The following is a 26,386-nucleotide window of genomic DNA, read 5'->3' on the forward strand; positions in this document are numbered from 1 at the left end:
CTCCCCGACCCCGCCGCCACACCGGGCGCTTCACGCTCCACCACCGCACCACGTCCTGCGCCTTGAGGTGACCCACCATGTCCCACACCACCCTCACGAAACCAGCCCCAGGGGCACCACCGGCCCCGGTGCCCCGGCGCCGCACCCCTGCCAGGGCAGGCCGCCGAGGCCGCGCCTCCGCGATCCTGTTCTCCGCCCCGGCCGTGGCCCTGCTGGCCGTCTTCCTGATCTTCCCGTTCGTCTCCGCCATCGTCCTGTCGTTCACCAACCAACGACTCGCCTCGCCGCTCCCGGTCGAGTTCACCGGGCTGGAGAACTACCAGCGCATCTTCACCGACGCGCAGTTCTGGCGCTCGTTCGGCAACAACACCCTCTTCGCGGCCATCGTCGTACCCGTACAGACGGCCGCCGCCCTCGCTCTGGCCGTCCTGGTCAACCGGCGCCTGCGCCTGCGCCTCTTCTTCCGCACGGTCTACTTCCTGCCCACGGTGACGGTGATGGCCGTCGCCTCCGTCGTATGGAAGGTTCTCCTGCTCCCCGACTCCGGCCTCGTCAACGGGGTGTTGGGGACGCTCACCTTCGGGCATCTCCACCCCGGCTGGCTGTCCAGCACGAGCTGGGCGATGCCCGCGATCGTGCTGACCTCGGTCTGGCAGGGCGTCGGATTCCAGATGGTGATCTTCCTCGCCGGTCTCCAGGCCATCCCCGCCTCGCTCTACGAGGCGGCGCGGGTCGACGGGGCGAACGCCTGGCAGCAGTTTCGCCACGTCACGCTCCCGGGCCTGCGCAACACCCTGGTGTTCGTGATCAACGTGACGGCGATCTTCGCCTTCCGCCTGTTCGATCAGGTCTACATGATGCCGCAGTTCCCCGGCGGGCCCACAGACTCCACCCGCACGATGATGCTGCAGCTCCTGCAGACCGGATACACCCGGCGCATGATCGGCCAGGCGTCCGCCATCGCCGTCGTCTTCTTCCTGTTCGTTCTCGCCGTCACGCTCATCCAGCGCCGGCTCGGCCGTGAGGAGCGCGCCGTCCGATGACCCTCTTCACCGCCCCCGGACGCCGCTCGACGAAGGGCTCCCCGGAACGCTCCCGCCCCACCCACAACCTCCTTCTCCACTACGTCATCTGCGGCCTCATCGCTCTCGTGATGCTGCTCCCGCTGGCCTTCATGTTCGCCGGAGCACTCAAGCCCAACGCCGACGTCCTCGCCGACGGCGGCAGTTGGCGCGCCCTGATCCCGCTGCACCCGACGCTCGACAACTTCACCAGCGCCTGGGAGCGCTCGAACTTCGGCCGTCTGCTGCTCAACTCCCTTGTCGTGTGCGGTGCGACGGTCGGCCTCGGCCTCTTCGTCAACAGCATGTTCGGCTACGCGCTCGCCCGGCTCCGCTGGACCGGCCGCAACGTCGTGCTCGCGGCCGTGGTCGCGCTCATCATCATCCCGTTCGAGGCGCTCGCCATCCCCCTGCTGCTGATGATGACGGAGCTGGGCTGGCTGGACACGTACCAGGCGCAGATCGTGCCGTTCATCGCCAACCCGTTCTTCATCTACCTCTTCTACTCGTTCTTCCTCGCGCTGCCCCGGGAGCTGGAGGAGGCCGCGCGGGTGGACGGAGCCGGGCCCTGGCGGACCTTCCGCAGCATCATCGTGCCGCTGTCGAAGCCCGCGTACGCGTCGGTGGCGATCCTCAGCTTCCTGATGACCTGGGGCCAACTCCTGTGGCCGGTCATGGCCACACGCAGCGAGGACGTACGGCCACTGCCGGTCGGCATGTCCGTATTCCAGACACTGCCGCCCCTGCAGTGGGGAGACATCATGGCGTTCGCCGCGATGATGACCGTCCCCACGCTCGTGGTGTTCCTGATCTTCCAGCGTGCCTTCGTGCAGGGCGTGGCGGCGCAGGCGGTCAAGGAATGACCGCACACACACAGGCCCCTTCTCCCACAGAAAGGCGGCCCATGGCCGACGACCGCATCCGGGACCCGCACCTCCCCGAGGTGCACCTGAGACCGCCGGTCAACTGGATCAACGACCCCAACGGCCTGGTCCACCACGACGGTTGGTACCACGTCTTCTTCCAGCACAACCCGGAGGCGCCCACCCACGACCACGTGCACTGGGGTCACTACCGCAGCCGGGACCTGCTGCGCTGGGAACCCCAACCCCTCGCGCTCGCGCCCGACTTCGGGCGGCCCGACGAAGACGGCTGCTTCTCCGGGAACGCCGTCTCGCACGACGGCAGGATCACCGCCTTCTACTCGGCACACCGCGTCGGACACCCCTGGCAGCCCGTCGCCGCGGCCGATTCAGGCCCGGACGGGAGCACCTTCGTCAAGCGGCCCGAACTCTTGGTGGCGCAGGCCCCGTCGGGGGTCACCACGTTCCGTGATCCGTACGTATGGCGGGATGGCGACCGCTGGCGCATGCTCGTCGGAGCCGGTTACGCGGACGGTGACGGCGCCGCACTCGCGTACACCTCCCACGACCTCGCTGACTGGACGTACGACGGCCCCCTCCACCGCCGGGGGGACACGACACCGGACGGCGACCCCACGGTCCGCACGGGGGAAGCCTGGGAATGCCCCCAACTCGCCGTCTACGACGACGGACGCGCCCTGCTGCTCACGAGCGCCTGGTATCAACGCACGGGCCCGTCCCACGTCGTGGCCTGGACCGGACATCGGGAGGCGGCCGGTGACTTCCAGTTCGAGGCGGCGACCCGTTTCGATCACGGACCCGACTTCTACGCACCAGCCCTTATGCGCGCACCCGGCGGCCGATGGCTGCTGTGGGGCTGGTCCTGGGAGGCGCGGGAGGAATCCTGCGCCAAGGAGGCGGGCTGGGCGGGAGTTCTGACCGTCCCCCGGGAGCTCACCCTGCGCCCCGACGGAAGCCCTCACCAGGCGCCGGCGCGCGAGCTCGACGGTCTGCGTACGCGTACGTGGCTGAAGGCGACGCGAGCACGGCCTGGGACCACATCCGTGCTCGGTGGCATCGGTCCCGCGGCCGACATCAGTGTCCGCCTCGGCTTCGCCCGGGACGCGGCCTGGGGACTGCGGCTTGTGTGCGGGACGGACAGTGCCGGTGACGGCGACGACACCGGTCACCTGGACCTGGAGATCCGTGACGGCGCGTTGTGGGTCGACCGCGGGCACGCCTCGGCCGATGCACGCGCCCACGTGGGCGCCTACCGGATGCCGTTGTCCGAGCTCGCCCCAGAAGGGGAGATCGAGCTGCGGATCATCCTGGACCACTCCATCGCGGAGGTCTTCAGTGGCTCCGGTGAGGCGCTGACCCTTCGCTTCTATCCGGCGCAGTGCGAGACGTGGACCCTGGTGTCCCGCGGTCTCGCGAGCGACGCGGTTGAGGTGACCGTGACGGCGCACGCGCTGCGGACACCGGACGCGGCCGCTCCCGCGTAAAGGGGGCGCGTGCTCGCCGGGAGGTCAGGGGCCGGGACCGTACGTACCGCGTCACACGCGGCGTACGGTCCCTAGGGCTTTCGCCCGGCCGGTCTGCCGCAGAGATTCCGGACACCGACTCATTGACATCCCGCAGGATGCGGCAACAGAATCGAAGCAAACGTTTCGCGCAAACGTTTTACATCGCGCCGAAGACGCTTGACCTCATGTTTTGTGAAGGAGAGGTATTCAGCTCGTGGCGACCATCGTGGATGTTGCGGAGCGGGCCGGGGTGTCGATCTCGACCGTCTCCCACGTCGTAAACGGGACCCGGCGGGTGGCCGAAAAGACGCGCGCGAGCGTGCTAAAGGCCATCGAGGAGACGGGCTACCGTCAGGACGCGCTCGCCCGCTCGCTGCGCCGCTCCCTCACGGACTCCATCGGCCTGGTCGTCTCCGACACCGGGCAGCCGGCCTTCGCGGACATGGTGCGCGGAGTCGAGGCCGAGGCCACGAAGGCGGGGTACACCCTGCTCCTCGCCAACTCCGGCGAGGACCCGGAGCAGGAGGCCCGGACGCTGGAAGCACTCAGCGCGCGCCGGGTAGACGGACTGATCGTGGCCCCGTCCGCCGGCTCGTCGGGCGAGGCGATCGACGCGATCCGGAACTCGGGCACCCCCGTCGTGCTGATGGACCGCGTCGGCAGCGGCGATTCCGGTGACCAGGTCGGCGTGGAAAACCTCGCGCCGGTACGGGAGTTGGTTGCGCATCTCGTCGGCCACGGCTGCCGTGCGATCGCCCTGGCCGCGGGCAACCTCAACGTGTCCACGATCTCCGAGCGGTACCTCGGCTACGCCCAAGCCGTGAAGGAGGCCGGATTCACGGTGCACCCGGGCCATGTCATCACCGGCTCCGGGTTGTCGCAGGAGACGTGTGCCGCCGCGCTCGACATGCTCGGCGACAGGGGTCCGCTCGTGCCGCCCGACGCGGTGGTGTGCTCCAGCACCGAGACGGCGATCGGGGTCCTGGAGGCGGCGTCCCGGCTCGGCCTGCGCATCCCCGACGACCTCAAGATCGCCGTGTTCGACGGATTCCCGCACGCCGACCTGTTCGAGCCGCGCCTGACGACCGTCGAGCAGCCGGCCTTCGAGATCGGGGTCACCGCGATGCGTCTGCTGCAGAAGCGGATCACGCAGAAGCCGGGTGACGGGGAGGCGTGGGGGAGCGAGGTCATTCGTCTCAAGCCCCGCATCGTCTACCGCACGTCGTGCGGCTGCGCGTCCTGACGTACGTACAGCCAGAAGAACAAGGCGGTGGCGGGGGAGGTCCAGTCCCCCACCACCGGAATTCAGTGACAGCATCACCGAAAGGCACAGTCTATGCCGTCCCTCGACCACCTCACCCAGACCAAGAAGGCGCGCACCGTACGCGTCTCCAGCTGGGACCAGCGCGGCCGCAACCAGGACTACTGGACGACACCCGCGCACTCCACCCGACTCCTGGCCGACATCGAGGGCCCCGGCCGGATCACCCACATCTGGATGACCCAGTTCTGCCGCCAGACCTTCGGCCCCGGCCTCATCGACCCGCTGGAGGCCGACACCGTCGCGCCGGTCATGGAGATCCACAACGCGCTCGGCGTGAACTGGGAGGAACCGGACCCGGACTACTACCGCAAGGTCCTGCTCCGCATCACCTGGGACGACGAGGAGCAGCCCGCCGTTCTGGTGCCGCTCGGCGACTACTTCGGCGTCGGCCACTCCATGCCCAACAGCTATGAGTCGGCCCTGTTCACCGTCTCCGCCAAGCCCGAGGAGTCACTGATCTTCGGCGGCAGCGCGGCACTGAACTGCTGGGCGCCGATGCCGTTCAACAAGCGCGCGAAGATCGAGATCGTCAACGAGAACGACCTGCCGCTCCAGCAGTACTTCTACGTCGACTACGAGCTCTACCCCGAGCAACTCCCGGCGGACACCCTCTACTTCCACGCGAAGTGGAACCGCAGCAACCCGTGCAACGGCTGGGCACCTGACCTGCAGACCAACAGCCCCGAGGTCAACATCGTTGACGACACCGGCGAGGACAACTACGTCGTGCTCGACGTCGAGGGCACGGGTCACTACGTCGGCTGCAACCTCTCCGTCTTCCACCGGCAGGGCAGTTGGTGGGGCGAGGGCAACGACATGATCTGGATCGACGACGACTTCCGCGAAGACGGCAGCACCGTCTTCCCGCCCTCCCTGCACGGCACCGGCACCGAGGACTACTTCAACCACGCCTGGGGGATGCAGAAGAACGCATACCTCTACCACGGCGCGATCATCCACGAGGGCGACGTGCCGGGCTACGCGGTCAACTACCGCCAGCACGTGGTCGATCCGGTCCGTTTCGAGGAGCGCATCAAGGTCTCCATCGAGCACGGCCACGGCAACCACCTGTCCGACGACTGGGCCTCCACCGCGTACTGGTACCAGACACTGCCGTCCCCGCCGGCTTCCATCCTGCCGCTGGCCGACCGGCTCCCGGTGCGCCCGGCGGCTCACCCGCGCCCCGAGCCGTCGCCGCGTCACGGGACGACCGCCGAGGAGATTGTCGAGATGCGCGCAGCGTACGAGGTGCGCTGGCAGCGTTACCAGGAGCGCCTCGCCGAGCGCACCCGGCAGCGCGGCGAGCGTTCGCTGGCGGAGTCGCAGGCGAACGCCCGCCACTCCGCCGACCTACGCCGCCGCTACGACGCATACAACTCCCGTACCAGCAGCGAGAACTGACCCGCGCCGACCGCCCACGTACGAAAGGCACCGTGACGTGTCCTCACCCGCGCGGGACCCTCATTTCCCCGCATTCCATCTGCGCCCGCCGAGCAACTGGGTCAACGACCCCAACGGCCTCGTTTTCCACGACGGCCACTATCACGTGTTCTTCCAGTACAACCCGCACAGCGCCCGTCACGCAGCCATGCACTGGGGTCACTTCCGCTCCGCCGACCTCGTGCACTGGGAGCTGCTGCCGATCGCGCTTTCACCCACGCCGGGCGGCGCGGACGCGGACGGCGTCTGGTCCGGCAACGCCGTCACCGGACTGGACGGCGACCTGATCGCGTTCTACTCGGCCAAGCGCGACGATCGCTGGTACCAGCCGGTCACCGCGGCCCGCTCCGGCGACGGCGGCAGCACGTTCGCCAAGCGCGACGGCCTGCTGATCGCCGAGCCGCCCGCCGGCACGACCATGTTCCGCGACCCCTACGTGTGGCGGGACGGGGAGCGGTGGCGGATGCTCGTCGGCGCCGCCCTGGACGATGGCCGGGGCGCGGCCCTGCAGTACGAGTCGCAGGACTTGGAGCACTGGACGTACGACGGGTTCTTCCTGGCCCGGTCGCCCGAGCCGCTGCCCGGCGGCCGGGACACTGAGGAAGGCTGGGAGTGCGCGCAGTACGCGCCCTTGGGCGACGGGCGCGGCGCGGTCCTGGTCAGCGCCTGGGACCCGGACGAGGGCGCGCTGTGCACGGCGGCCTGGCCGGGCCACGAGCAGGACGGCGCGTTCGTCGCCGGTGCCCCGCAGCGTCTCGATCACGGCCCCGACTTCTACGCCCCGGCCCTGCTGCCCGCTCCCGACGGTCGCATGCTGATGTGGGCCTGGATCTGGGAGGCGCGCGACGAGGAACGGGTCGGCGCGCCCAGCGACTGGACCGACGAGGCCGGCTGGGCCGGCATGCTTAGCGTGCCGCGCGAGCTGAGCCTCAACGAGGCCGGAACGGTCCGTCAGCGTCCGGCCGCCGAGATCGAGGGCATGCGTGCCGCGCACCGGGTGCACGCGGAGGGCGCCGGCGCGGCCCCGCTCGGCGAGATCGGCCGCAGCGCCGACCTGGCGGCGCGCCTTGGCGCGGACTGCGGGCTGCGGCTGCTCACCTCCGCCGACGGCGACGAGTTCCTGGACGTACGACGGGATCCGGCGACCGGCGACGTGGTCGTCGACCGCTCGCGTGCCTCGATCGACTCCCGTGCAAAGAGGGGAAGTTGGCGCCTTCCGGCCGCTCGCGGGACCGTGGAGCTGCGCATCCTGATCGACCGCTCGGTGGCCGAGGTCTTCACCTCGGACGGGCAGGCGCTGACCGTCCGGTTCTACCCGGTGGGCGGCGACGGACCGTGGCGGCTCGCCACGACCGGTACCGAGTCCTACGCGGTCGACGCCTGGGACATCGACGCACCCGCCGTCGAGGACAAGCGGCCGAACCCGGAGATAGAGACGGACCTGGGCAGTGACCTGGAGATCGCGACGGAGGTGAGGCCATGACCGCACTCGTCATCGGCGAGGTGCTCGTCGACCTGGTGTGGCGCGCGGGCGCGGAGGCCATCGTGCCGCTGGCCGGCGGCAGCCCCGCCAACGTCGCCGTCGGACTGCACCGCCTCGAACGCCCCGTACGGCTCGCGACCACCTGGGGCGACGACGTGCCCGGCGAACTCGTCGAGGCCCACCTCGCCGCCACCGGCCTCCCCATCGACCGGGCCGCCACCGCCTCGGGCCGCACCACCCTGGCACTCGCCTACGTGGACAAGGAATCGGGCGCGGCGACGTACGACTTCCTGGCGGCCTGGGACCCGATCCGCTTCGACATACCGCCGGAGGTGACACTCCTGCACACCGGGTCCCTCGCCATCGTCGTAGAACCCGGCGCCTTTCAGGTCCGGGAAGCCGCACGCACCGTCCGCAGCCGCCCCGGCGGCGCCGTGGCCGTGGACCTCAACGTCCGCCCTTCGGCCCAGCCCGACCGAGACACCTACCTCTGCGCCGTACACGCCATGGTGGGCGACGCCGACGTGCTCAAGGCCAGCGACGAGGACCTCACCTGGCTCTACCCCGAGTCGACTCCCGAAGAGGCCGCGCGGGCACTGCTGAAGCGCGGACCCCGCCTGGTCGTGGTCACCTCCGGCAGCGCCGGAGCCTACGGCGTCATCGACGGCGCCGAGGCCAGATGCCCCGCGCCCGCCGTGGACGTCGTCGACACCATCGGAGCCGGCGACTCCTTCCAAGCAGCCCTGCTCGCGGCGCTGTTGCAGCCGCAGCCGAACGGAACGTACACCGTGGTCCTGCCCACGGACGAGAACGGTCTGGCGAGCGTGCTCCGCCAGGCCGTCACCGCCGGAGCACTCGCCTGTCAGCAGGCGGGCGCCCAGCCACCCACCCGTGCGCGGCTGGAAGCCGCCCTCACCGCCCAGTCCTGACCTGCTCCGGACGGCGTTCCTACCGCGGCCGGCTGCCTGGGACGGGCAGTCGCCGCGCGGAGGGAGACCCCATGCATCACCCCCATCGACCTCACGTCTCACCGGGCCGCACCCTGCCGACCAGCCGACGGTCGGTCCTGCGCACCGGCGCCGCACTCACCGGCGCGGGCGCCCTGGCACCGGCCCTCGCCGCCTGCTCCGACCCGGCCTCCGCGACCACCGGCCCCCTCGACTTCTGGCAGTGGTACGCACCCCAGTCGGGCGGCGGCTACGCCGTCGGCAAGCAGAACCAGTGGTTCGCGAAGCTGCTCAAGGACTGGCAGCGGCAGAGCGGCACCGACCTCGACCTCACCTACATTCCGGTGTCGCAGTACACCGAGGGCACCCAGTTGCAGGCGGCGTTCTCCGCGGACCAGGCGCCAGACCTCTTCATCATCAGCCCCGGCGATTTCCTGCGGTACTACGACGGTGGGGTCCTGTACGACCTCACTGACGAACTCGGTGATCAGGCCAACGACTTCTACGCCTCGGCCCTGTCCACCCGTACGGTGGACGGCCGCGTGTACGCGCTGCCGATGGAGAACGAACCGCTCGCCATGTTCTACGGCGTGGATGCCTTCGAGAAGGCGGGCCTGTCGGAGGGTGACCTGCCCACGACCTGGGACCAACTCCTGTCAGTGGCCGACAAGTTGCGCACCCGGCGCCAGTACGGGCTGATGCTGGAGACCAACCCGAACGTCTACCAGGTCTTCTGCTGGTACCCGTTCCTGTGGCAGGCCGGCGGCGAGGTCACCGAGGGCACCCGCTCCGCGTTCGACTCGACGGCCGCGGTCAAGGCCCTGCGGCTGTGGCACGACGCCGTACGCGAGGGTGTGGCACCCCGCACCACACAGGGCGGCGGGGGCGGCGACCTGGTCGCCAACCTGGCCTCCGGCTACACGGCGATGCAGCAGATGACGATCCCCGGCAGCGCCTTCCTCGACGAGGGCGCCAAGGGCTTCCGGTACGGCATGTTCCCACTCCCGGTACCGGAGCCTGGTGCCAAGCCCCTTACCTGCATGGGTGGTTGGGCGATCTGCGTCAACAAGAAGAGCCCGCGGGCCAAGCTCGCCGCACAGTTCGCGGTCTGGGCGGTCGCCGGATCGGACAGCCGTTCCCGGATGGTCGACTGGGCCTTCGACGCCAAGAAGACACTGCCTGCCCGCCGTTCGGTGATGGAACAGGCGATCTCCGACGGCCGGCTCGCCGACGACAAGGTGATGAAGTTCGCGGCGTACGACGTCGTGGGCCTGCCCAAGAGCGACCCCGGCAGCGCCACCACCCCGCTGGGCCGGGGCGAGCCGCGCTTCCCGCCCGAGGTCGCCAAGGCGGTGATGGACGCCCTGCAGGCCGTGATGCTCTCCGGCACCGACCCGCGCACCGCCGCGGGCCGGGCCAGCGACCAGATCGACTCGGCCCTGACCGGTTACCGCGGCGCACCGATGGGATCCTGACATGGCCGACATCACCGACATCCCCCGCCTGAGCGGCACAGCCACCCGCCGGACCGCTCCGCCGGCCGCCGAGAACCGAAACCGTCCCGGCCTTCGGGCCCGCCGGGAGGAGATCGCCGGGTGGCTCTTCGTCACCCCGGCCACCCTCGGCATCGCCCTGTTTGTCCTCGTCCCGATGGCGCTCGCCCTGGTCTTCGGCTTCACCGACGCCGACGGCTTCGGCAACCTGCGCTTCATCGGCCTGGAGAACTACCAACGGGCCCTCTCGGACCCGCTGTTCTGGAGCAGCCTGCGCACCACCGTCCTGTACGTGGTGGTGTTCGTGCCCGGCGTCTACATCGTCGCCCTGGTGATGGCGCTGCTCGTCAACGGAAAACTGCCGGCCCGGGCCTTCTTCCGCACCGCGTTCTTCGCGCCGTACGCCGTGAGCCTCGTCGTGGTCGGCCTGGTCTGGAAGTACATCCTGGCCGACTCCACCGGCATCCTCACCCAAGCCCTGACCTGGCTCGGGGTCGACGACCCTCCGTCCTTCCTGGGCGATCCCGACTGGGCCCTGTGGTGTATGGCCGTGATCAGCATCTGGTTCTTCGTCGGCTTCTACATGATCATCCTGCTCGGCGGTCTCCAGGAGATCCCCAGCGAGATCCTCGAAGCCGCCCGCATGGACGGGGCGGGGCCCTGGCGCACCCTGTGGAGCGTCATCCTGCCGATGCTGCGCCCCACCACCTTTTTCGTCCTCGTGCTCGCCTCGATCGCGGGCCTCGCGGGACTGCAGGCGTTCGACCTGATCTATGTCATGACGCAGGGAGGCCCCGCCAACTCCACCAGCATGGGCGTCTTCTACATCTACCAACAGGCGTTCAAGTTCAACAACGTCGGCTACGCATCGGCCATGGCCACCGTCTACGCACTCGCGCTCCTCGCCATGACGGCCGTCGCCTTCCGCGTCACCCGAGGAGGCCGCTTTGAGCACGACAGCTGAACTCCCGTGCAGCGGCGGGCGATTGGACGTTGGCAAGGCCGTCCGGCTCGCGCTGGCGACCGTCCTCGCCCTCGTCCAGCTCTTCCCGCTGTTGTGGATGGTCTCCGGAGCGTTCAAGAGCACCGAGGACGCGCGCGGCGCCTCACTCATCCCCCAACACCCGACGTTCCACAACATCACCGAGGTCTTCACCCGCATCCCGTACGCGAAGTACCTCTTCAACTCCCTGCTCACGTCCGTGATCGTGACGCTGCTGCTGGTCTTCTTCGGCTCCATGGCTGCGTACGCGCTGGCCCGGCTGAAGTTCCGCGGCCGCGAGCCGCTGTTCGCGGTGATCTTCTCCACACTGATGGTGGCGATGCCGGTCATCCTGGTGCCGCTGTTCATGGTCGTGGCCAAGGTGGGCCTGGTGAACAGCTACGCGGGCCTGATCCTGCCGGTCGCCTTCACCGCGTTTCCGATCTTCCTGATGAGGCAGTTCTACCTTCAGTTCCCCCGCGAGCTGGAGGAGGCCGCAGACCTCGACGGCTGCGGCTACCTGCGGCGCTTCGTCACCATCGTGCTGCCCCTGAGCCGCTCCATGCTGGCCGCGCTCGCCGTGACGACCTTCCTGTCCACCTGGAACAGCTTCCTGTGGCCGCTGACCGTGGCCAAGGACTCCGACCTGTGGGTGGTCCAGGTCGGCATGTCCCAGTTCCAGAACCAGTACGGCGGCGACTGGAGCCTGATCATGGCCGGTTCACTCGTCGCGGCCGTCCCTACCCTGCTTCTCTTCCTCGTCCTCCAACGCCAGATCGTCGAGTCCGTCAAGGCTTCCGGTCTCAAGGGCTGACCCCAACTCCCGGTACCCGCACGCTGCTTACGCACCTGAAAGGCCCTGCACCATGCCCACCCCCTCCTTCTCTCTCGGTGACGATCTGCTCGGCCGCGCGGCCCAGCGCCGCCGCGCCCGCTCCGCCCGCGTGGCCAGCTGGGATCACTCCGGCCTCAACGAGGACGCGTTCACGGTGATGCCCGGCGAGACAGCCGTCCTCGCCGACCTCGAAGGCCCCGGCGCCATCACCCACCTGTGGTTCGTGCAGGGCTGCCGCGTCGTGCTCGGCCCCGGCCTCTTCGACGCCCGTGAAGCCGGCACCGCCATGGTCGAGTTCAACAACGCGCTGGGCTACAACTGGGAAGTCAACGACCCGGACTTCTACCGCAACGTCCTGATCAAGATGTACTGGGACGACCAGGAGCAGCCCAGCGTCGTCGCCCCGCTCGGCGACTTCTTCGGCGTCGGCAACTCCATGCCGGCTGCCTTCCAGTCCATGCCGTTCACGGTCTCGGTCAAGGACGACTCGGAGAAGAAGTACGGCGGCCCCGCCGCCTTCAACTGCTTCCTGCCCATGCCGTTCAACCGGCGCGCCCGCATCGAGGTCGAGAACCAGGGCGACCACCCGTACATGCAGTACTTCTACATCGACTACGAACTGTTCGCCGAGGACCTGCCCGAGGACACGCTCTACTTCCACGCCCAGTGGCGCCGCAACAACCCCTGCGACGGCTGGGGCCCCGACCTCCAGGTCAACAGCCTCGAAACCCAGGTCCCCAACCTCGACGGCCACGACAACTACGTCATCCTGGAGACCGAGGGCGCCGGCAACTTCATCGGCTGCGTCCAGACCGTCAACCACTTCACCGAGACCTGGTGGGGCGAGGGCGACGACATGATCTGGATCGACGAGGACTTCAACGCCGACGGCACCACCAGCTGGCCGCCGTCCATGCACGGCACCGGCGGAGAGGACTACTTCAGCCACGGCTGGGGGATGCAGAAGATCAACTACCCCTTCCAGGGCACCATCATCCACGAAGAGGACGTGCCCGGCCTCCAGGTCCACTACCGCTTCCACCTCGCCGACCCGGTCCGCTTCAACGAGCGCATCAAGGTCACCATGGAACACGGCCACGCCAACCACCTCGCCGACGACTGGTCCACGACCGCCTACTGGTACCAGACCCTGCCCTCGCCCCGCTTCGACATCCTCCCCGCCGAAGAGCGCCTGCCCCGCCGCGCGGAAGGACCCTCGATGAAGGACCTCCCCGTCGTGGACCGCTCCCGCCTCGACTCACGCCGCCAGGTGATGTACGAGCAGAGGGACGCGCGTATGACCGAGTTCACCGCGCAGCGACGGGAATGGTTCGAGCGCCGAGCGGTCGAATCGCGTGAACGGGCTCTCAAGAACAACGAGTTGGCGGCCCGAGTGCGTGATCGCTTTCTCGGAGCTGCCAAAGAGCGGTGACCATAGGGCCCTTGGGGCGTCTCACCTGCACCGCCTTGCAGGTTCCCGGCGGGTGACCGGCCGACCGCGTTGGTCCGACACACGTTCCTGACTCGGGCGGTCACGGTGTGGCCCAACTGCCGGCTGCTCGCCGGCTTGGCCGCCAACGTATGGATGATGCCGCCGGCTGTCGGCCGCCGGGCTGCTCTCCCCTGGGCGGCCGTGCGAGTCCGCTATCGTCGTCCCGCCGGTCACGGCGGGCGTCGGCGGCGATGTCTCACGATTCATCCGCAACTCGCCGCGGGAGCCCCCGCGCGCGTATGCCGCGGAGGTGGCGCACGTCGAGAAGGCACACGCGCAGTAGGGCGAGCGGGAAGCCGATGGGTCGCGGCCGTTGTGCAGCGGCGGGGACTGGAAACGGGGGTTCAGCCACCGTGCCAGTCCCCGACCCTGCGGGCGAATTGCTGCTCGTCATCCGGCCCGGTCCAGCAGCCGGTTCAGTAGGAGCACTGGGAATCAAGGTCGCCTCCGCCACTGGCTGCGACCGCCTAGTTGGGCAGGCAAGGTCCTACTCGCCTTCTGGAGAACAGCAGGCTCCGGTCCGCGTGCGATGCGGGCCGGCATGGGCTGTGCGGACCGGGATGCGGATCCAGTCCGGCGTCGGCCAGCAGGGCGTCGAAGGCGGCCGTGAACTTCGAGTCGCGGTCGCGGATCAGGAATCGGGCCCGGCTGCTCGCGTCCTCCAGATCCATGAGGAGATTGCGTCCGAGCTGCACCCCCCAGTCCGCGGTGGGGTGCGCGGAGGCGCCCAGGATCCGGATGCGCCTGGTGGCGTGCTCGATGACGGCGAAGACGTACAGGCGTGCCCCGGTCAGGGTGCGGGTCTCGAAGAAGTCGCACGCCACCAGCGCGTCCGCCTGGTTGCGCAGGAAGGCGGCCCAGGTGGTGCTCTGGCGTTCGGGGGCGGGCGGAATACCGTGCTCCTTGAGGATTTCCCAGACGGTGGAGGCGGCGACCTTGATGCCCAGCGCCGCCAGCTCACCGTGGATGCGCCGATACCCCCAGGAACTGTTCTCGCGGGCGAGGCGCAGGACCAGGGTGCGGATCGAGCGAACGGTGGGCGGGCGTCCGCGTCGCCTCGGCACGCAGGTCGCGGCATGGCGCCGTTTGAGCAGGTCGCGGTGCCACCGCAAGATCGTGTCGGGGCGTACCAGCAGCAGGAGGTGCCGCAGCTGGTCCCTTGGGAGGTGATGGAGAAGGCTCGCGAGTGTCGGTGAACGCGGGCTTGCCTACTTGGCGCTGAAGGACCAGCAGCTGGTGCCGCAGCGTGAGGATCTCGATGTCCTTGTCCCGGTCGCTCATCGGCAGCAGCCGTAGGAGCGCGAAGGTGTTGGTCACGGCGAGGTAGGCCGGGCGCAGCAGCACGACAGATCATGATGCCGCCCGCTGTCCACGTGAAACAACATGGGCGCGGCCAGCTCTGCAGCTGAGGGACTTGTCATCGACGATCAAGTCCTGACCTGGCCGGATGATTTATCGGCACACGCAGTGTCGGTGGACTCCACCGTCGTCCGGGCCCACCAGCACTCCGCCGGGGGGCTCAAAAGGGGGCAGCAGGACGAGACGAGCCGGCTGATCACGCGCTCGGACGCTCCCGCGGAGGCCTGAGCACCAAGGTCCACCTGGCAGCCGACGGCCGGGCCCGGCCTCTGGCCTTCACCGTCACCGCAGGCCAGGCCGGTGACGCGCCGGCCTTCGAGACGGTGATGGCCCGCATCCGCGTGCCCCGAGCGGGCCTGGGCAGGCCTCGGACCAGGCCCAACGCTGTTCTGGCCGACCGTGCCTACTCCTCGCGTGCTATCCGGGCGCATCTTCGGCGCCGGGGAATCCACGCGGTCATCCCGCAGCCGTCCGACCAGATCGGACGCCGACTCCGGCGAGGCCGCCAAGGCGGCCGCCCACCCGGCTTCGACCGCGAGGCCTACAAGCAGCGGAACACCGTCGAACGCTGCATCAACCGCCTCAAGCAGTGGCGCGGCCTGGCCATGCGATGCGACAAGCTCGCGATCGCCTACCAGGCCGCACTCCACCTCGCCAGCATCCTCATCTGGGCACAACGCTGACCAAGAGGCAGAACCTAGGCGCCGCCGTCCTGGGCGGACGCCTGGGCCGTGCGGCGGAAGGCGGCGCGGTACGCGCTCGGGCGGTGGCCGGTGTGGCGGGCGAAGAGGGCGGCGAAGGTACCAGGGTCCTGGTAGCCGACGGCCGCGGCGACGGCGGCGACGGTGCGGTCGGTGGTCTCCAGCAGATGGCGGGCGCGGCGGACCCGGGAAGCCTGCAGATGGGCCAGCGGGCTGCGTCCGGCCTCTTCGGAGAAGCGGCGCAGCAGCGTGCGGGTGCTGACCCGGAAGGCGTCCGCGAGCGTGGCGAGGTCGTACCGCTCGGCGAGGTTCTGGTCGAGCCGCCGCATGACGCGCTGGGAGAACTCCCCGCCGGGCTGCGGGAGGAGTCGGGGGTCGACGTACGGGGTCTGGGAAGTCCGCGCGTCGTCGACCAGCGCCAACCGTGCGGTGTTGCGGGCCACCCGGGCGCCGTTGTGTCGGCGGATCAGGTCCAGCGCGAAGTCGTACATGGCGCTGAAGGCGGCCGTGGTCGTCACCCCCGTGTCTGTGACGACCAGGTGCTCGGGCCGCACGTCGGCGTCCGGGCAGCGCCTGGCCAGTTCGCCGGCGTGCAGCCAGGAGGTGGTGGCCCGGCGCCGGTCGAGGAGCCCAGCCTCGGCGAGCAGGAACGCGCCGACGCAGAGGGAGACGACGGCGGTGCCGGCGGCGGCCTGCGCGCGGATCGCCGCGATCTCGGGGGCGAGCCGGGCGAGCCGCGCGTCGAGGTCCGTGTCCGGGCGCAGTTCGAAGCCGGGGACCACGAGGACGTCGACCTCGCGCACGGGACGCACGTCCAGCCTCGCGCCGCCCGAGGCGGTGACCCGGCGGCGGGGCGAGATGACCGACACCCGGTAGCCGGGCGCGTCCGGTCCGGCGACGTGCCCGGCCATCGTCATCAGGTCGGGGACGCCGAACACTTCGGACGCGAAGCAGTCCGGGTACGCCAGGACCCCGACCCGCAGCGCATCCGGCCCGGCGCCCGGACCCGCACGCTCCTTTGCCTGCCGCGTCGCCTCGGCCATCGCTCCTCCCGTACCCCCTGGTTTCCCTGGCCCCGTGTCGCCGACCGCGTACCGCTCGCCTTCCTCGCGTGTGGCGAGATTACCCCTGTCCTTGGCGATCCCGCTCCTCACCCGGCGGCCGGCTCCGGGGCCAGGCTGGCCCCATGAGCTTCGACGATCCGATCACCGACTTCACCCGCCGCAGCGTGGCCGTGGAGGGGGTGGAGAAGACGGTGTACGTAGCCGGGGTCGGGCCTGCGGTCGTGGTGCTGCCGGAGATGCCGGGCATCAGTCCCGACGTCTTGCGGCTCGCGCGCTGGGTGCGGGACGCGGGCTTCACCGTCCATGTGCCCTCCCTGTTCGGGACGGATGGCGCCTTCCCCACGGTCGAGGGCGGCCGGGAGGTCGTCCGCCGCGCTTGTGTCAGCGCCGAATTCCGCGCCTTCGCCGGGGGCGGCACCAGCCCGGTGACGGTCTGGCTACGCGGCCTGGCGCGCCAGGCCCACACCGCGTGCGGTGGGCCAGGGGTGGGTGCGATCGGCCTGTGCTTCACCGGCAATTTCGCCCTCACCATGGCCCTGGAGCCGGCGGTGATCGCCCCGGTGGTCAACCACCCGTCGCTGCCGCTCGACGACCCCGGCGGACTCGAACTCGACGCGGCGGACGCGCGCGCGGTGCGCGACCGGCTCGACCGCGACGGACTCACCGTCCTCGCCTACCGCTTCGAGGGCGATCGCTGGTGCACGGGGCAGCGCTTCGCCGCCTACCGATCGCTACTGGGCGACGCCTTCGACGGGCGTGTCCTCCCGGACAGCGCCGCCAACCCGGCTCCGCCGCCCTTCTTCGCCGATCATGTCGGCACCCCGCACAGCGTCGTCACCGCCCATCTCGTCGACGAGGCCGGCCACCCCACCGTCCGGGCCCGCGACGAGATACTTGCCTTCCTCACCGACCGCCTGCACCCGCATGGGAACCGACCGCTGCCCGCCACCTGACCGGGCCCTGGTCCGCCGGGCACCGCGACCTCACCGCCATCGCCCTCGCCGACACCCTCATCTGGCTCGACCAATGATCGGTCTTCTGTGTGATGGGGACTCAGTTTCGGGTAGTGAGTGTCCGCGTTGGTGGCTGGTGCAGGCTTGGTGTTGTCGTCGCTGTCGCCAGTGTGACCAGTGCAGGACGTGGTCGATGGGTGCCGGCTTTTGGGGGACAAGCCTTAGGTGTTCTGTTCGGGCACGTTGGTGACGGCAGGGTGGTCTTGCGTGGGTGAGGGCCTTCTGGTTTCGGTGGTGATTGCGACATCTACCGCCGAGTGCAGGAGGCCCTCATGTGCCACCGTAACGCTCCTCTGACTCCCACCGGCAGGCTGCGCCTGGCCTGGTGCATCGTTGAGGACGGCTGGCCGCTGCGGCGGGCCGCGGAGCGGTTCCAGGTCAGTCACACCACCGCCAAACGCTGGGCCGACCGCTACCGGCAACGGGGCTGGGCGGGCATGAACGACCGCTCCAGCCGCCCGCACCACTGCCCGCACAAGACCCCCGCCGACGTCGAGGAACTGGTCGTGCGGCTACGCCAGGAACACCGGATCGGCCCCCAGCGGATCGCGGTCCGCAGTGGCGTCGCCGCCTCGACCGTTCACCGCATCCTGCGTGACCACCGCCTGCCCCCGCTGGCCACGCTGGACCGGGCCACCGGCCGGCCCATCCGCCGCTACGAACGCAGCCGGCCCGGCGAACTGCTCCATATCGACGTCAAAAAACTCGGCCGCATCCCCAACGGCGGTGGCCACAAGATGCTGGGCCGGGCCGCAGGCCGCAAGAACCGCGACCGCGCCGGACTGGCCTATCTGCACACGGCGTTGGACGACCACTCCCGCCTCGCCTACACCGAAGACCTGCCCGACGAGACCGCCATGACCTGCGCCGGCTTCCTCCAGCGGGCCACCGCCTGGTTCGCCGACCACGGCATCACCATCGAACGCGTGCTGACCGACAACGCCTGGGCCTACAGCAAGACCACCTGGCGCGAGACCTGCCGGCAGCTGGGCATCCAGCCGCGCTGGACCCGGCCCTGGCGGCCGCAGACCAACGGCAAGGTCGAGCGCTTCCACCGCACCCTGCTCGAAGAATGGGCCTACCAGCGGCCCTACACCACCGATGCTGAACGCCAGGCAGCGTTTGGCGACTGGCTCGACTGGTACAACTACCACCGACCCCACACCGGAATCAGCGGCCACACCCCAGCCAGCCGCGTCACCAACGTGTCAGAACAACACACTTAGGGCCCGGTGTGGCCGATGCCCGTTGTAGTACGACTCGAACTCGCGGAGCACGTGCAGGAGATGGCTGTGGTTCCAAACCAGCGTGTGGTCCAGCAATTCCCGACGACAGGTCTGTATCCAGCGCTCCGTGATCGAGTTCATCCGCGGCATCTGGATACCGCTGGTGACGACCTGCAGCCCCGCATCGGCCAGCACGGCGTCGAACGTGTCGGTGAACTTGGAGTCCCGGTCTCGTATGAGGAACCTGGCCTTGCTGCCCACGTCCTCCAAGCCCATGATGAGGTTGCGCGCGAGCTGCACCACCCAGTCCGCGGTGGGGTGTGCGGTGGCACCGAGGATCCGGATGCGCCCGGTGGCGTGCTCGATGACGGCGAAGACATGCAGACGCGCCCGGGTGAGGGTGCGGGTCTCGAAGAAGTCGCACGCGAGCAGCGCGTCTCGTCGGGTCGTTTGACGATGGTCAGGGCCAGGGCGAGGTTTTCGCGGGCGAAGCCGACGAGTCGGCCGGAATCGCCGCCGTTGGCCCACGAGAGTGTGATCTTGTGGTGGAGTTGGCGGAGTTGTTCCAGCAGCGGCATGCTGGCGTCGCGGTCCTGGATGCTCGCGCTCGTGACCGGTAGGTCGTCCGCGGAAGGCGTCTGGGCGGCTGCGGTCGGAGGTATCTAGGCTGAGACTGCTAGGGAAGGGGCGGTGCCATGGATGCCGAGTCCCAGATCAGGGCCGCGATCGAGGAGCATTGGCGGGCTTCGGAACGAGGAGACATCGAGGCCGAGCATGCGATCTACGCTGCGGACGCGATGCTGGACTATCCGCAGTCGGGCGAGCGTTTCCGGGGCCGCGAGACGATCGCGGCGCAACGCGGCGGGCACCCGGCAGACCGGCACTTCACCATCCTTCGCATCACCGGCCACGCGAATGTATGGGTGAGCGAATGCGTCATCGCCTACGACGGTTCGCCTTCGTACTCGGTGAGCGTCATGGAATTCGCCGACCGGCAGGTCGTACACGAGACGCAGTACTTCGCCGGTCCTTTCGGCATGCCCGCGTGGCGGGCCGCGCTCGCAGAGCCGATGCCGGGGCGGACTGTCGAGGAGGCCTGATTGGCCTCATCCGGCACGGCCGGCCTGTCGGATTACGGCGATTGCCTGTGCTCGCCGGATACCTCCAGGGTGTCAGGCCCGCTTGCCGTCACCTGCGGTGGCGTGGTACGGAAGCGTGCCCGGTAGGCCCCCGGCGTGATGCCGAGGTTGCGCGTGAAGGCCCGGCGCAGCGACTCCGCCGACCCGAAGCCGGTGCGCCGGGCCACCGTGGCCATGGGGTCGTCGCTGTCTTCCAGAATCGCCTGGGCGGCTTCCATGCGAACCTGCTCGACGTAGCGGGCCGGGGTCGTGGTCATCTCGTCGTGGAACAGGCGTGTCATGTGGCGGGCACTCACACCCGCCCGGCGCGCCATGGTGGCAAGGGTGTGTGGGGCGGACGGGTCCTCGGCGATCGCGTCCAGGACCCGGCGCAGCATCTCCTGTCTCGCGCGCGGGGTGTGGGTGCGGACGCTGAACTGCGACTGGCCTCCCGGACGCTGCATGAACACGACCATGTCCTTGGCCACGGCACGGGCGACATCGGCGCCGAGGTGCTCCTCGACCAGGGCGAGCGAGAGATCGATGCCCGAGCTGACGCCCGCGGAGGTCATGATGTGGCCGTCACGCACGAACAGGGCGTCCGCCTCTACGGTCACCTGCGGGTAGCGCAAAGCTAGCTGGTCGGCGAAGCGCCAGTGAGTGGTCGCTCTGCGTCCGTCGAGTAGCCCGGCCGCGGCGAGGAGGAAGGCTCCGGTGCAGATGGACGCGGTGCGGCAGCCGCGTGCGTCGAGCGCCCTTATGGCGTCCAGCAGGGCGTCGTCCTTGATGAGGGAGGGCCACTCCGGGCCGCCGGGGATGACGACCACATCGCTGGCCTCCTGCACCTGCGCGGCAGCCAGGTCGACGCGCAGTCCGGTGCCGGCTGCGGTAACCACGTCGGCACCGTCCGGGGAGACCGTGCGCACGCGGTAACGGCCGCCGAATTCGTTGGCCGTCGCGAACACCTCGATCGGGCCGGTGACGTCGAGCAGCCGTACGCCAGGGAAGACCAGCACGGTCACCAGCAGCGGCTTTCTGCCTGACGGCCTGTCCTTCATCGTGCGCCTCCCGGATGGGCTGGGGCCCACAGACGGACTGGGGCCCACAGACGGACTGGGGCCCACAGCGGAAGACACCATCATCCGCCTGACGACGCCCCGCCCGCGCCCGTACTGAGTGTCGTCCGCGTCCCTGCGGCACGATGCTGCGTTCCATTGCATGGATCGAGGCGTCGGGATTCGGCGCCCTCACTCGCTTTCAGCGGTCGCCTGCCGTCTCGTCATGGCCGCATATGCGGCCACAACATGCTCGGACAGGGACATCGGGGCACCCGGCCGGCACGCGGCAACGGGTCTGCCGGCGCTCGATGTCCTGGTGTGAGGGCGTCATGGCGCGTGCTGTTCTGTGGCGGGAGCTGTGCTCCGCCATAGCGTCGAGGGCGCCAACGGGCCGACGGCCTCGGCCGCGTCCCGTGAGCTGCTGGGTGCGGTCCGGCCGGTCACCGCCGCTGAACGTAGGCGGTGACGAATCCGACACGAGAAGAGAAGGCACTCCGCGCCGTGACACCCCACCCCAGTACCAGCCCAGCGGTCCCGTCCCAGGTCGGCCCGGCCTCGAGATCGTCCGTGCATGCCCGTGACCAGCCGGACGAGGCGAACGGCAGGGAGCGGGGTCGGCTCGGTCCCGGCTGGTTCGCGGCCGTCATGGGCAGCGGAATCGTCGCCGTCGCAGCCGCCACCCTGCCGCGCAGTTTCCCCGGGCTCGGCGAGGCCGCCACGGTGGTCTGGGCGGGGACCGCGCTGCTGCTGATCGTGCTCGCCGGCAGCTATACCAGGCAGCGGACGCTGCGGGCGCATGCCGGTGATCCGGTACTGGCCCAGTTCTTCGGGGCGCTGCCGATGGCGCTGCTCACCGTAGGGGCCGGGACGCTGCTGCTCGGCCGGCGGCTGATCGGGGAGCGTGCGGCGGTGGATGTGGACTGGGTGCTGTGGTCGGCAGGTACGGTGCTGGGTCTTGCCACCGCCTGCGCGGTTCCGTATCTGATGATCACGCGGCACCGTTTCACGCCGGACGCGGCGTTCGGAGGCTGGCTGCTGCCGGTGGTTCCCCCGATGGTCTCCGCCGCGACGGGCGCGCTGCTCGTCCCGCGGGCGCCGGCCGGGCAGGTGCGGCTGGCACTGGTGTTGGGCTGCTACTCGATGCTCGGGCTCGGGCTGGTCGCGGTCCTGCTGGTGCTGGCCATGGTCTACAGCCGCCTGGTGCATCATGACGCGCCCGGCGGTGCGGTGGTGCCCACGGTGTGGATCGGTGTGGGGGCGCTGGATCAGGCGGTGACGGCGCTGGGAACGCTGGCCACGGCGGCGCCGAGCGCGCTACCCGCCCCGTACGCGCGCGGGAGTGCGGTCCTAGCGCTCCTGGGCGGGCTCGGGATCTGGGGCTTCTCCCTGCTGTGGCTGGCGCTGGCTACGGCGCTGACCGTACGGGAAATCCGCAGAGGGCTGCCCTTCGCACCCACCTGGTGGTCCTTCATTTTCCCTCTCGGTGCCTGCGTCACCGGCACCAGCGCGCTCGCCGCCCGTACCGGCTCGCAGCTGTTCGTCTGGATCGCTGTCGTCCTGTATGCCCTGCTCGTCGCCGCCTGGGCGGTGGTCGCCTGGCACTCCTTGCGCCATGCTGCCCGGCAGCGTGAGCGCGCCCGCGGATGACAGGGGCCGTGTACCGCTCCGCATGACACGGACGCAGCGCTAACCCGGCTGCTTGCTGGCGGGCAGCTGGGTTAGCGCCGCAGGGGCACCCGTTCCTATGGCAGCGCCCCGGGCGGCGTCGAGGCGGTGCTCTGCGGGCGGCCCGTCTGCCCCGCATCGGCGGATACGTGCGCGGTCGTGGGGCGGGCCCGGAGCTTGGCGGCCACCAGCTGCTTGATGGTGCGTGCGGTGGACGGCCTACCCGGGGTGATGGTGCGGAGGGAACGTCCACTTCTGCGCAATGAGTTGGCGGTGCCAGGTCAGCAGCGTGGTCGGCGTGACTGCGAATGCTTGGTGCCAGCGTTCCCGTGGGACCAGTCGGGAAAGGACGGAGAGCCAGATCCGATCGGCAGGCAGGTAGCGGATTCGGGCGATCTGGCGGCGCAGCACCGCGTTCTCGTGCCGCAACGCCAAGACTTCTGCGTCCTTGGCCACGTGGCTGCGCAGCACGGCAGCGGGCACCTTGATCAGGTTTCGGGCCAACGCGGTGACGATCGACAGTGGCATCGGCAGATCGTCCCAGGCGCTGTGCACGTCGGCGCCCTGCGCGGAGAAGCTGCAGACCAGAACCAGAATCGTATTTCCGAGCGGGACAGGAGCCACCTGCGCGCCTCCGCCGCCGCCATCACCAAACGCGTCACCAGTGCGTGACGTACGACAGCGCGGTCACTGTGCACTGAAACTCGCCGCCAGTTCGCTGCGCGAGCGGACGCCGAGCTTCGCGTAGATGTGCGTGAGGTGGTACTGCACCGTCGTGCCCGGATCTTCGATCGGAGTGGGCTGCGGACGGATGGGGCGGGCGTTCTGCGTCAATCGGTCGGATGCCGGTCTTCTACGTCCGTCAAGTCGGGTGTGGCGAGCGCTCCTGGCGCATCGCCTCGGCAGCGGTCAAGAAGGCCGTGGCGGCGGGGGAGAGCGGCCCGGGGCGGAACACGAGGCCGACCGTCCGTCGGATCTGCGGCACCATCGACCGCACCACCACGTTGCGGAGCTCGCTCTCCGCGATCTGCCGGGGCAGGAAGGTCGCGCCGCCTCCGTGCATGACCAGCTCCCAGATCGCCTGCCTGTGCGCGCATTCGACGGCCACGTAGCCGATGGCTCGGTCCACGGCCTCGTCGATCGAGGCTCGGCTCCCCGATCCCGAGGACTCCAGTACCAAGGGGATCTCTTTGAGCGCTTCGAGCGGAACGGGATCGGGAAGGCCCTCGGCCAGGTCCGGCGGCAGGACGAGGGCGATCTCCTGGTCCCAGAGTTCGCGGGTCTGCAACGTGTCGCTCTTCACCGGCAGGTCCGTAAGGCCCAACTCGGCCTCCCCCTTGCGGACTCGGCTCGCGACACCGGATGAGCTGCCGGGATCGAGAACGGAGAGCAGGATGCCCGGGTGCGACTGGTGCAGCCTGCTGGTCAGTTCGGGGAGCGGATCGGCGGACAGCGTCGACAGCACAGCGATGTTGAGGCGTCCGGTGTCCAAGTCCCTGACCTCGTGCACCTTGCTCCTGGCGCGCTCGACGTCGGCCAGGATCTGCCGCGCAGGACCGGAGAACGACTGGCCGTCGGCCGTCAGGGTCAGCCGCCGGCCGGACCGGTCGAACAACTCGACGCCGAGCTGGCGCTCCAGGCTGCGGATCGCCTGGGACAGGGACGGTTGCGCGATGAAGAGCGCCTGCGCGGCTTTGGTGACGCCGCCGTGGTCGATCACCGCAACGAAGTAGGAGACGAGCCGCAGGTCCATGGTCGGACGATACGCCACCTCCAGTAGATCTCTCCCGGACAGGACGGCCCGGAGCTGCGCTCATAGGTTTTGGCGATAGATCCGTACACACACTGGTCTTTGTGTGCCCGGGCCCGTGAGTGGTGCAGTCAGGTGTACCGGGACGCGACCGACAGGGGATTGCGTCGCGGTCGCCGCCCCGTCCCTCGGCCCCTCAGGAGCTGGGAAGTTGACCACTGAGACCCGTAAGACCACCGTCGTCGCCTCCGACGACATCGAAGAGCCGCTGATGGAAGGAACCTGCTGTGAACGCGTACTGGCCGCAGGGTATGCCGACCTCGCTCGAGTACCCCGAGTCGACCCTCGGAGAGGTGTTCACATCCGCGGCGAAGCTGTACGGCGACCGGGCCGCTGTCGTCGATGGCGATGAGCAGCTCACCTTCGCCCAACTGCACGAGCGTGCCGCCGCGTTTGCCCAGGGTGTCCGGGACGCCGGTGTCCGCGAGGGCGACGTCGTCCTCCTGCACCTGTCCAACAGTGCGTGGTTCCTAGTCGGTTACTACGGCGCGTTGCTTGCTGGAGCCACAGTATCGCCGGCCAATCCGTTGCAGCCGGCGCAGGGGCTGCGTGCCCAACTCCTCGACACCGGTGCGGCTCTAGCTGTCAGCCACCCCGCCCACGTCGCGACGCTGCTCGAGGCCGGTGCGGGGTCGGCGCTGCGGACGGTCGTGGTCGTTCCGCCGAGTGCCTGTGCGCCGTCCGCCGAGCCCGTTCCGGTCGATGCCGGTGTGGTGGCCCTCGCGGACTTCACCGCGGGCCGAGCCGCCGCCCCTCCGAAGACCACCGCCACCACGGACGGTGTGGCCCACATCGCCTACACGGGCGGAACCACCGGCGTCTCGAAGGGGGTTCGGGTCCTGCATCGAAACGTGGTCGCGAACGTCACTCAGATGACGGCTTGGCGCGCCGCCCACCGGGTCACCACCGACGAGGACGGCGATCTGCAGCTTCGCCCGATCGCCGGTCTGCCCGACGCGGCCCTGCGACCCGGAAACGCGGTCACGGTGGTGGTGTCACCGCTGTTCCACGCACATGCGCTCATCAACATGAACTTCCTTCTGCTGTGCGGCACCACCGTCGTGCTCACCGGTCGCTTCTCTCCCGAGCGCCTACTCGAAGCGGTCGAGCGCCACCGCGCCACGTACATCACAGGCAGCCCGACCATGTGGCATGCGCTCCTGGACAGTCCTGAGGCGGGGGACCGGGACCTTTCCTCGGTCCGGGGGATCTCCTCGGGGGCGGCCCCGATCGACCCCGCCACGCTCCAAGCCCTCGAAACCGCCTTTCCCGCAGCGTTGGTCAGTGAGGGATACGGACTCACGGAGGGCACGTGCCTGGTGACCGCCGGCCCGTTGCTGCGCGGTGCAAAGCACCGGCTCGGCAGTGTCGGCCTGCCGGTCGTCGACACCACGGTGGAGGCCCGGTCGGTCATCGGCGGCGGGGCCGCGCTCGGACCGGACGAGGTCGGTGAGCTCTGGGTGCGGGGCCCGCAGGTCACGGCGGGGTACCTGGACCAACCGGATGCCACCGCCGAGCAGTTCGTCGACGGCTGGCTGCGCACGGGGGACCTCGGGTACGTCGACGAGGACGGCTTCGTCTTCATCTCCGGCCGAGCCAAGGAGATGCTGATCTACAAGGGCTACAACGTCTATCCGCGCGAACTCGAGGACGTCCTGCACAGCCACCCGGACGTGGGGACGGCGGCAGTCGTCGGCCGGTCCGTCGCCCGGGTCGGACAGGAGCCGGTCGCCTTCGTAGTGCCGCGGTCCGGCGCGGCCGTCGATCCGGACGACGTCATGGCGTACGTCGCCGAACGGGTCCTCCCGTACAAGAAGATCCGGGCCGTCCACATCGTCGACGCGCTGCCCACCACTGCCGCCGGAAAGGTCCTCAAGTCCGAGCTGCGCGCGCGGACCGAGCCGACCGACGCCCCATGAACGTAAG

At 69.6% G+C, this 26,386-nt stretch carries 21 protein-coding genes and 3 pseudogenes; 17 read left to right on the top strand and 7 right to left on the bottom strand.

The genetic code is table 11. From position 1 onward, the window contains the following. The first annotated feature begins 77 nt into the window (after nt 1-77). The 11 genes from OHA58_RS33355 to OHA58_RS33405 all read left to right on the top strand — a co-directional run bounded on the left by OHA58_RS33355 (nt 78) and on the right by OHA58_RS33405 (nt 13,386). Complete coding sequence (locus tag OHA58_RS33355) at nt 78-1,043, top strand: carbohydrate ABC transporter permease (protein ID WP_405483413.1); 966 nt, start codon at nt 78-80, stop codon at nt 1,041-1,043. Further along, the gene (locus tag OHA58_RS33360; RefSeq protein WP_405483415.1) at nt 1,040-1,924 is read left to right on the top strand and encodes a carbohydrate ABC transporter permease; all 885 of its coding nucleotides are present in this window, start codon (nt 1,040-1,042) and stop codon (nt 1,922-1,924) included. The genes OHA58_RS33355 and OHA58_RS33360 overlap by 4 nt, the downstream gene beginning before the upstream one ends. 41 nt (nt 1,925-1,965) lie before the next feature. Further along, nucleotides 1,966-3,429: a glycoside hydrolase family 32 protein gene (locus tag OHA58_RS33365; protein WP_405483416.1), complete on the top strand. Its 1,464-nt coding sequence runs from the start codon at nt 1,966-1,968 to the stop codon at nt 3,427-3,429. A gap of 235 nt (nt 3,430-3,664) precedes the next feature. Next, nucleotides 3,665-4,693 (top strand): LacI family DNA-binding transcriptional regulator, encoded by a 1,029-nt coding sequence (locus OHA58_RS33370; protein WP_405483417.1) that lies wholly within the window; start codon nt 3,665-3,667, stop codon nt 4,691-4,693. A gap of 93 nt (nt 4,694-4,786) precedes the next feature. Then, nucleotides 4,787-6,175 (top strand): glycoside hydrolase family 172 protein, encoded by a 1,389-nt coding sequence (locus OHA58_RS33375; RefSeq protein ID WP_405483418.1) that lies wholly within the window; start codon nt 4,787-4,789, stop codon nt 6,173-6,175. A 37-nt stretch (nt 6,176-6,212) separates the two neighbouring features. Then, nucleotides 6,213-7,697, top strand: a complete 1,485-nt coding sequence (locus tag OHA58_RS33380; protein ID WP_405483419.1) for a glycoside hydrolase family 32 protein — start codon at nt 6,213-6,215, stop codon at nt 7,695-7,697. Further along, a complete protein-coding gene (locus OHA58_RS33385) occupies nt 7,694-8,626 on the top strand; it encodes a PfkB family carbohydrate kinase (protein WP_405483421.1) in 933 nt (310 codons plus the stop codon). Before OHA58_RS33380 ends, OHA58_RS33385 begins: the two co-directional genes overlap by 4 nt. 71 nt (nt 8,627-8,697) lie before the next feature. After that, entirely contained in the window at nt 8,698-10,119 is a 1,422-nt protein-coding gene (locus tag OHA58_RS33390) for an ABC transporter substrate-binding protein (protein ID WP_405483422.1), read from the top strand. Between the two features lies 1 nt (nt 10,120). Beyond that, entirely contained in the window at nt 10,121-11,101 is a 981-nt protein-coding gene (locus OHA58_RS33395) for a carbohydrate ABC transporter permease (RefSeq protein ID WP_405483423.1), read from the top strand. Further along, a complete protein-coding gene (locus OHA58_RS33400) occupies nt 11,085-11,933 on the top strand; it encodes a carbohydrate ABC transporter permease (protein WP_405483425.1) in 849 nt (282 codons plus the stop codon). The genes OHA58_RS33395 and OHA58_RS33400 overlap by 17 nt, the downstream gene beginning before the upstream one ends. A gap of 52 nt (nt 11,934-11,985) precedes the next feature. Beyond that, nucleotides 11,986-13,386: a glycoside hydrolase family 172 protein gene (locus tag OHA58_RS33405; protein WP_405483426.1), complete on the top strand. Its 1,401-nt coding sequence runs from the start codon at nt 11,986-11,988 to the stop codon at nt 13,384-13,386. 629 nt (nt 13,387-14,015) lie between these two features. Here the strand turns inward: OHA58_RS33405 and OHA58_RS33410 are convergent. Beyond that, nucleotides 14,016-14,790: pseudogene (locus OHA58_RS33410) on the bottom strand (integrase); the annotation flags it as partial. 120 nt (nt 14,791-14,910) lie between these two features. Between OHA58_RS33410 and OHA58_RS33415 the strand changes: the two are divergent. Beyond that, nucleotides 14,911-15,488: pseudogene (locus OHA58_RS33415) on the top strand (IS5 family transposase); the annotation flags it as partial. A 14-nt stretch (nt 15,489-15,502) separates the two neighbouring features. Here OHA58_RS33415 and OHA58_RS33420 read toward each other — a convergent pair. Next, nucleotides 15,503-16,549: a GlxA family transcriptional regulator gene (locus OHA58_RS33420; protein ID WP_405483427.1), complete on the bottom strand. Its 1,047-nt coding sequence runs from the start codon at nt 16,547-16,549 to the stop codon at nt 15,503-15,505. A gap of 143 nt (nt 16,550-16,692) precedes the next feature. Here OHA58_RS33420 and OHA58_RS33425 point away from each other — a divergent pair, with 143 nt between their 5' ends. Both OHA58_RS33425 and OHA58_RS33430 read left to right on the top strand, forming a co-directional pair. Next, nucleotides 16,693-17,523: a dienelactone hydrolase family protein gene (locus tag OHA58_RS33425; RefSeq protein WP_405483428.1), complete on the top strand. Its 831-nt coding sequence runs from the start codon at nt 16,693-16,695 to the stop codon at nt 17,521-17,523. A gap of 332 nt (nt 17,524-17,855) precedes the next feature. Next, complete coding sequence (locus tag OHA58_RS33430) at nt 17,856-18,809, top strand: IS481 family transposase (RefSeq protein WP_165914391.1); 954 nt, start codon at nt 17,856-17,858, stop codon at nt 18,807-18,809. On the opposite strand, the pseudogene OHA58_RS33435 reads toward OHA58_RS33430, so the two are convergent. Then, nucleotides 18,807-19,301: pseudogene (locus OHA58_RS33435) on the bottom strand (integrase core domain-containing protein); the annotation flags it as partial. The gene OHA58_RS33430 and the pseudogene OHA58_RS33435 overlap by 3 nt on opposite strands. Nucleotides 19,302-19,504: 203 nt before the next feature. On the opposite strand from OHA58_RS33435, the gene OHA58_RS33440 reads away from it, so the two are divergent. Further along, nucleotides 19,505-19,909, top strand: a complete 405-nt coding sequence (locus OHA58_RS33440; RefSeq protein WP_405483429.1) for a nuclear transport factor 2 family protein — start codon at nt 19,505-19,507, stop codon at nt 19,907-19,909. 32 nt (nt 19,910-19,941) lie between these two features. Here the strand turns inward: OHA58_RS33440 and OHA58_RS33445 are convergent, their stop codons facing one another. Beyond that, nucleotides 19,942-20,985, bottom strand: a complete 1,044-nt coding sequence (locus tag OHA58_RS33445) for a GlxA family transcriptional regulator (RefSeq protein ID WP_405483431.1) — start codon at nt 20,983-20,985, stop codon at nt 19,942-19,944. Nucleotides 20,986-21,552: 567 nt separating this feature from the next. On the opposite strand from OHA58_RS33445, the gene OHA58_RS33450 reads away from it, so the two are divergent. Then, nucleotides 21,553-22,632, top strand: coding sequence for a TDT family transporter (locus OHA58_RS33450; protein WP_405483432.1), 1,080 nt, complete (start codon nt 21,553-21,555; stop codon nt 22,630-22,632). 237 nt (nt 22,633-22,869) lie between these two features. Here the strand turns inward: OHA58_RS33450 and OHA58_RS33455 are convergent, their stop codons facing one another. The 3 genes from OHA58_RS33455 to OHA58_RS33465 all read right to left on the bottom strand — a co-directional run bounded on the left by OHA58_RS33455 (nt 22,870) and on the right by OHA58_RS33465 (nt 24,403). After that, nucleotides 22,870-23,274, bottom strand: coding sequence for an integrase (locus tag OHA58_RS33455; RefSeq protein ID WP_405483434.1), 405 nt, complete (start codon nt 23,272-23,274; stop codon nt 22,870-22,872). Nucleotides 23,275-23,337: 63 nt separating this feature from the next. Continuing rightward, nucleotides 23,338-23,484: a LuxR C-terminal-related transcriptional regulator gene (locus tag OHA58_RS33460; protein ID WP_405483436.1), complete on the bottom strand. Its 147-nt coding sequence runs from the start codon at nt 23,482-23,484 to the stop codon at nt 23,338-23,340. Nucleotides 23,485-23,512: 28 nt separating this feature from the next. Next, nucleotides 23,513-24,403 carry a LysR family transcriptional regulator gene (locus tag OHA58_RS33465; protein ID WP_405483437.1) on the bottom strand — a complete coding sequence of 297 codons (891 nt, stop codon included), beginning with the start codon at nt 24,401-24,403 and terminating at the stop codon, nt 23,513-23,515. A gap of 284 nt (nt 24,404-24,687) precedes the next feature. On the opposite strand from OHA58_RS33465, the gene OHA58_RS33470 reads away from it, so the two are divergent. Beyond that, entirely contained in the window at nt 24,688-26,379 is a 1,692-nt protein-coding gene (locus OHA58_RS33470) for a class I adenylate-forming enzyme family protein (protein WP_405483438.1), read from the top strand. Nucleotides 26,380-26,386: the final 7 nt, after the last annotated feature.

The organism is Streptomyces sp. NBC_00009, from assembly GCF_045040855.1.
GTDB classification, from domain to species: Bacteria; Actinomycetota; Actinomycetes; order Streptomycetales; family Streptomycetaceae; genus Streptomyces; species Streptomyces aureus.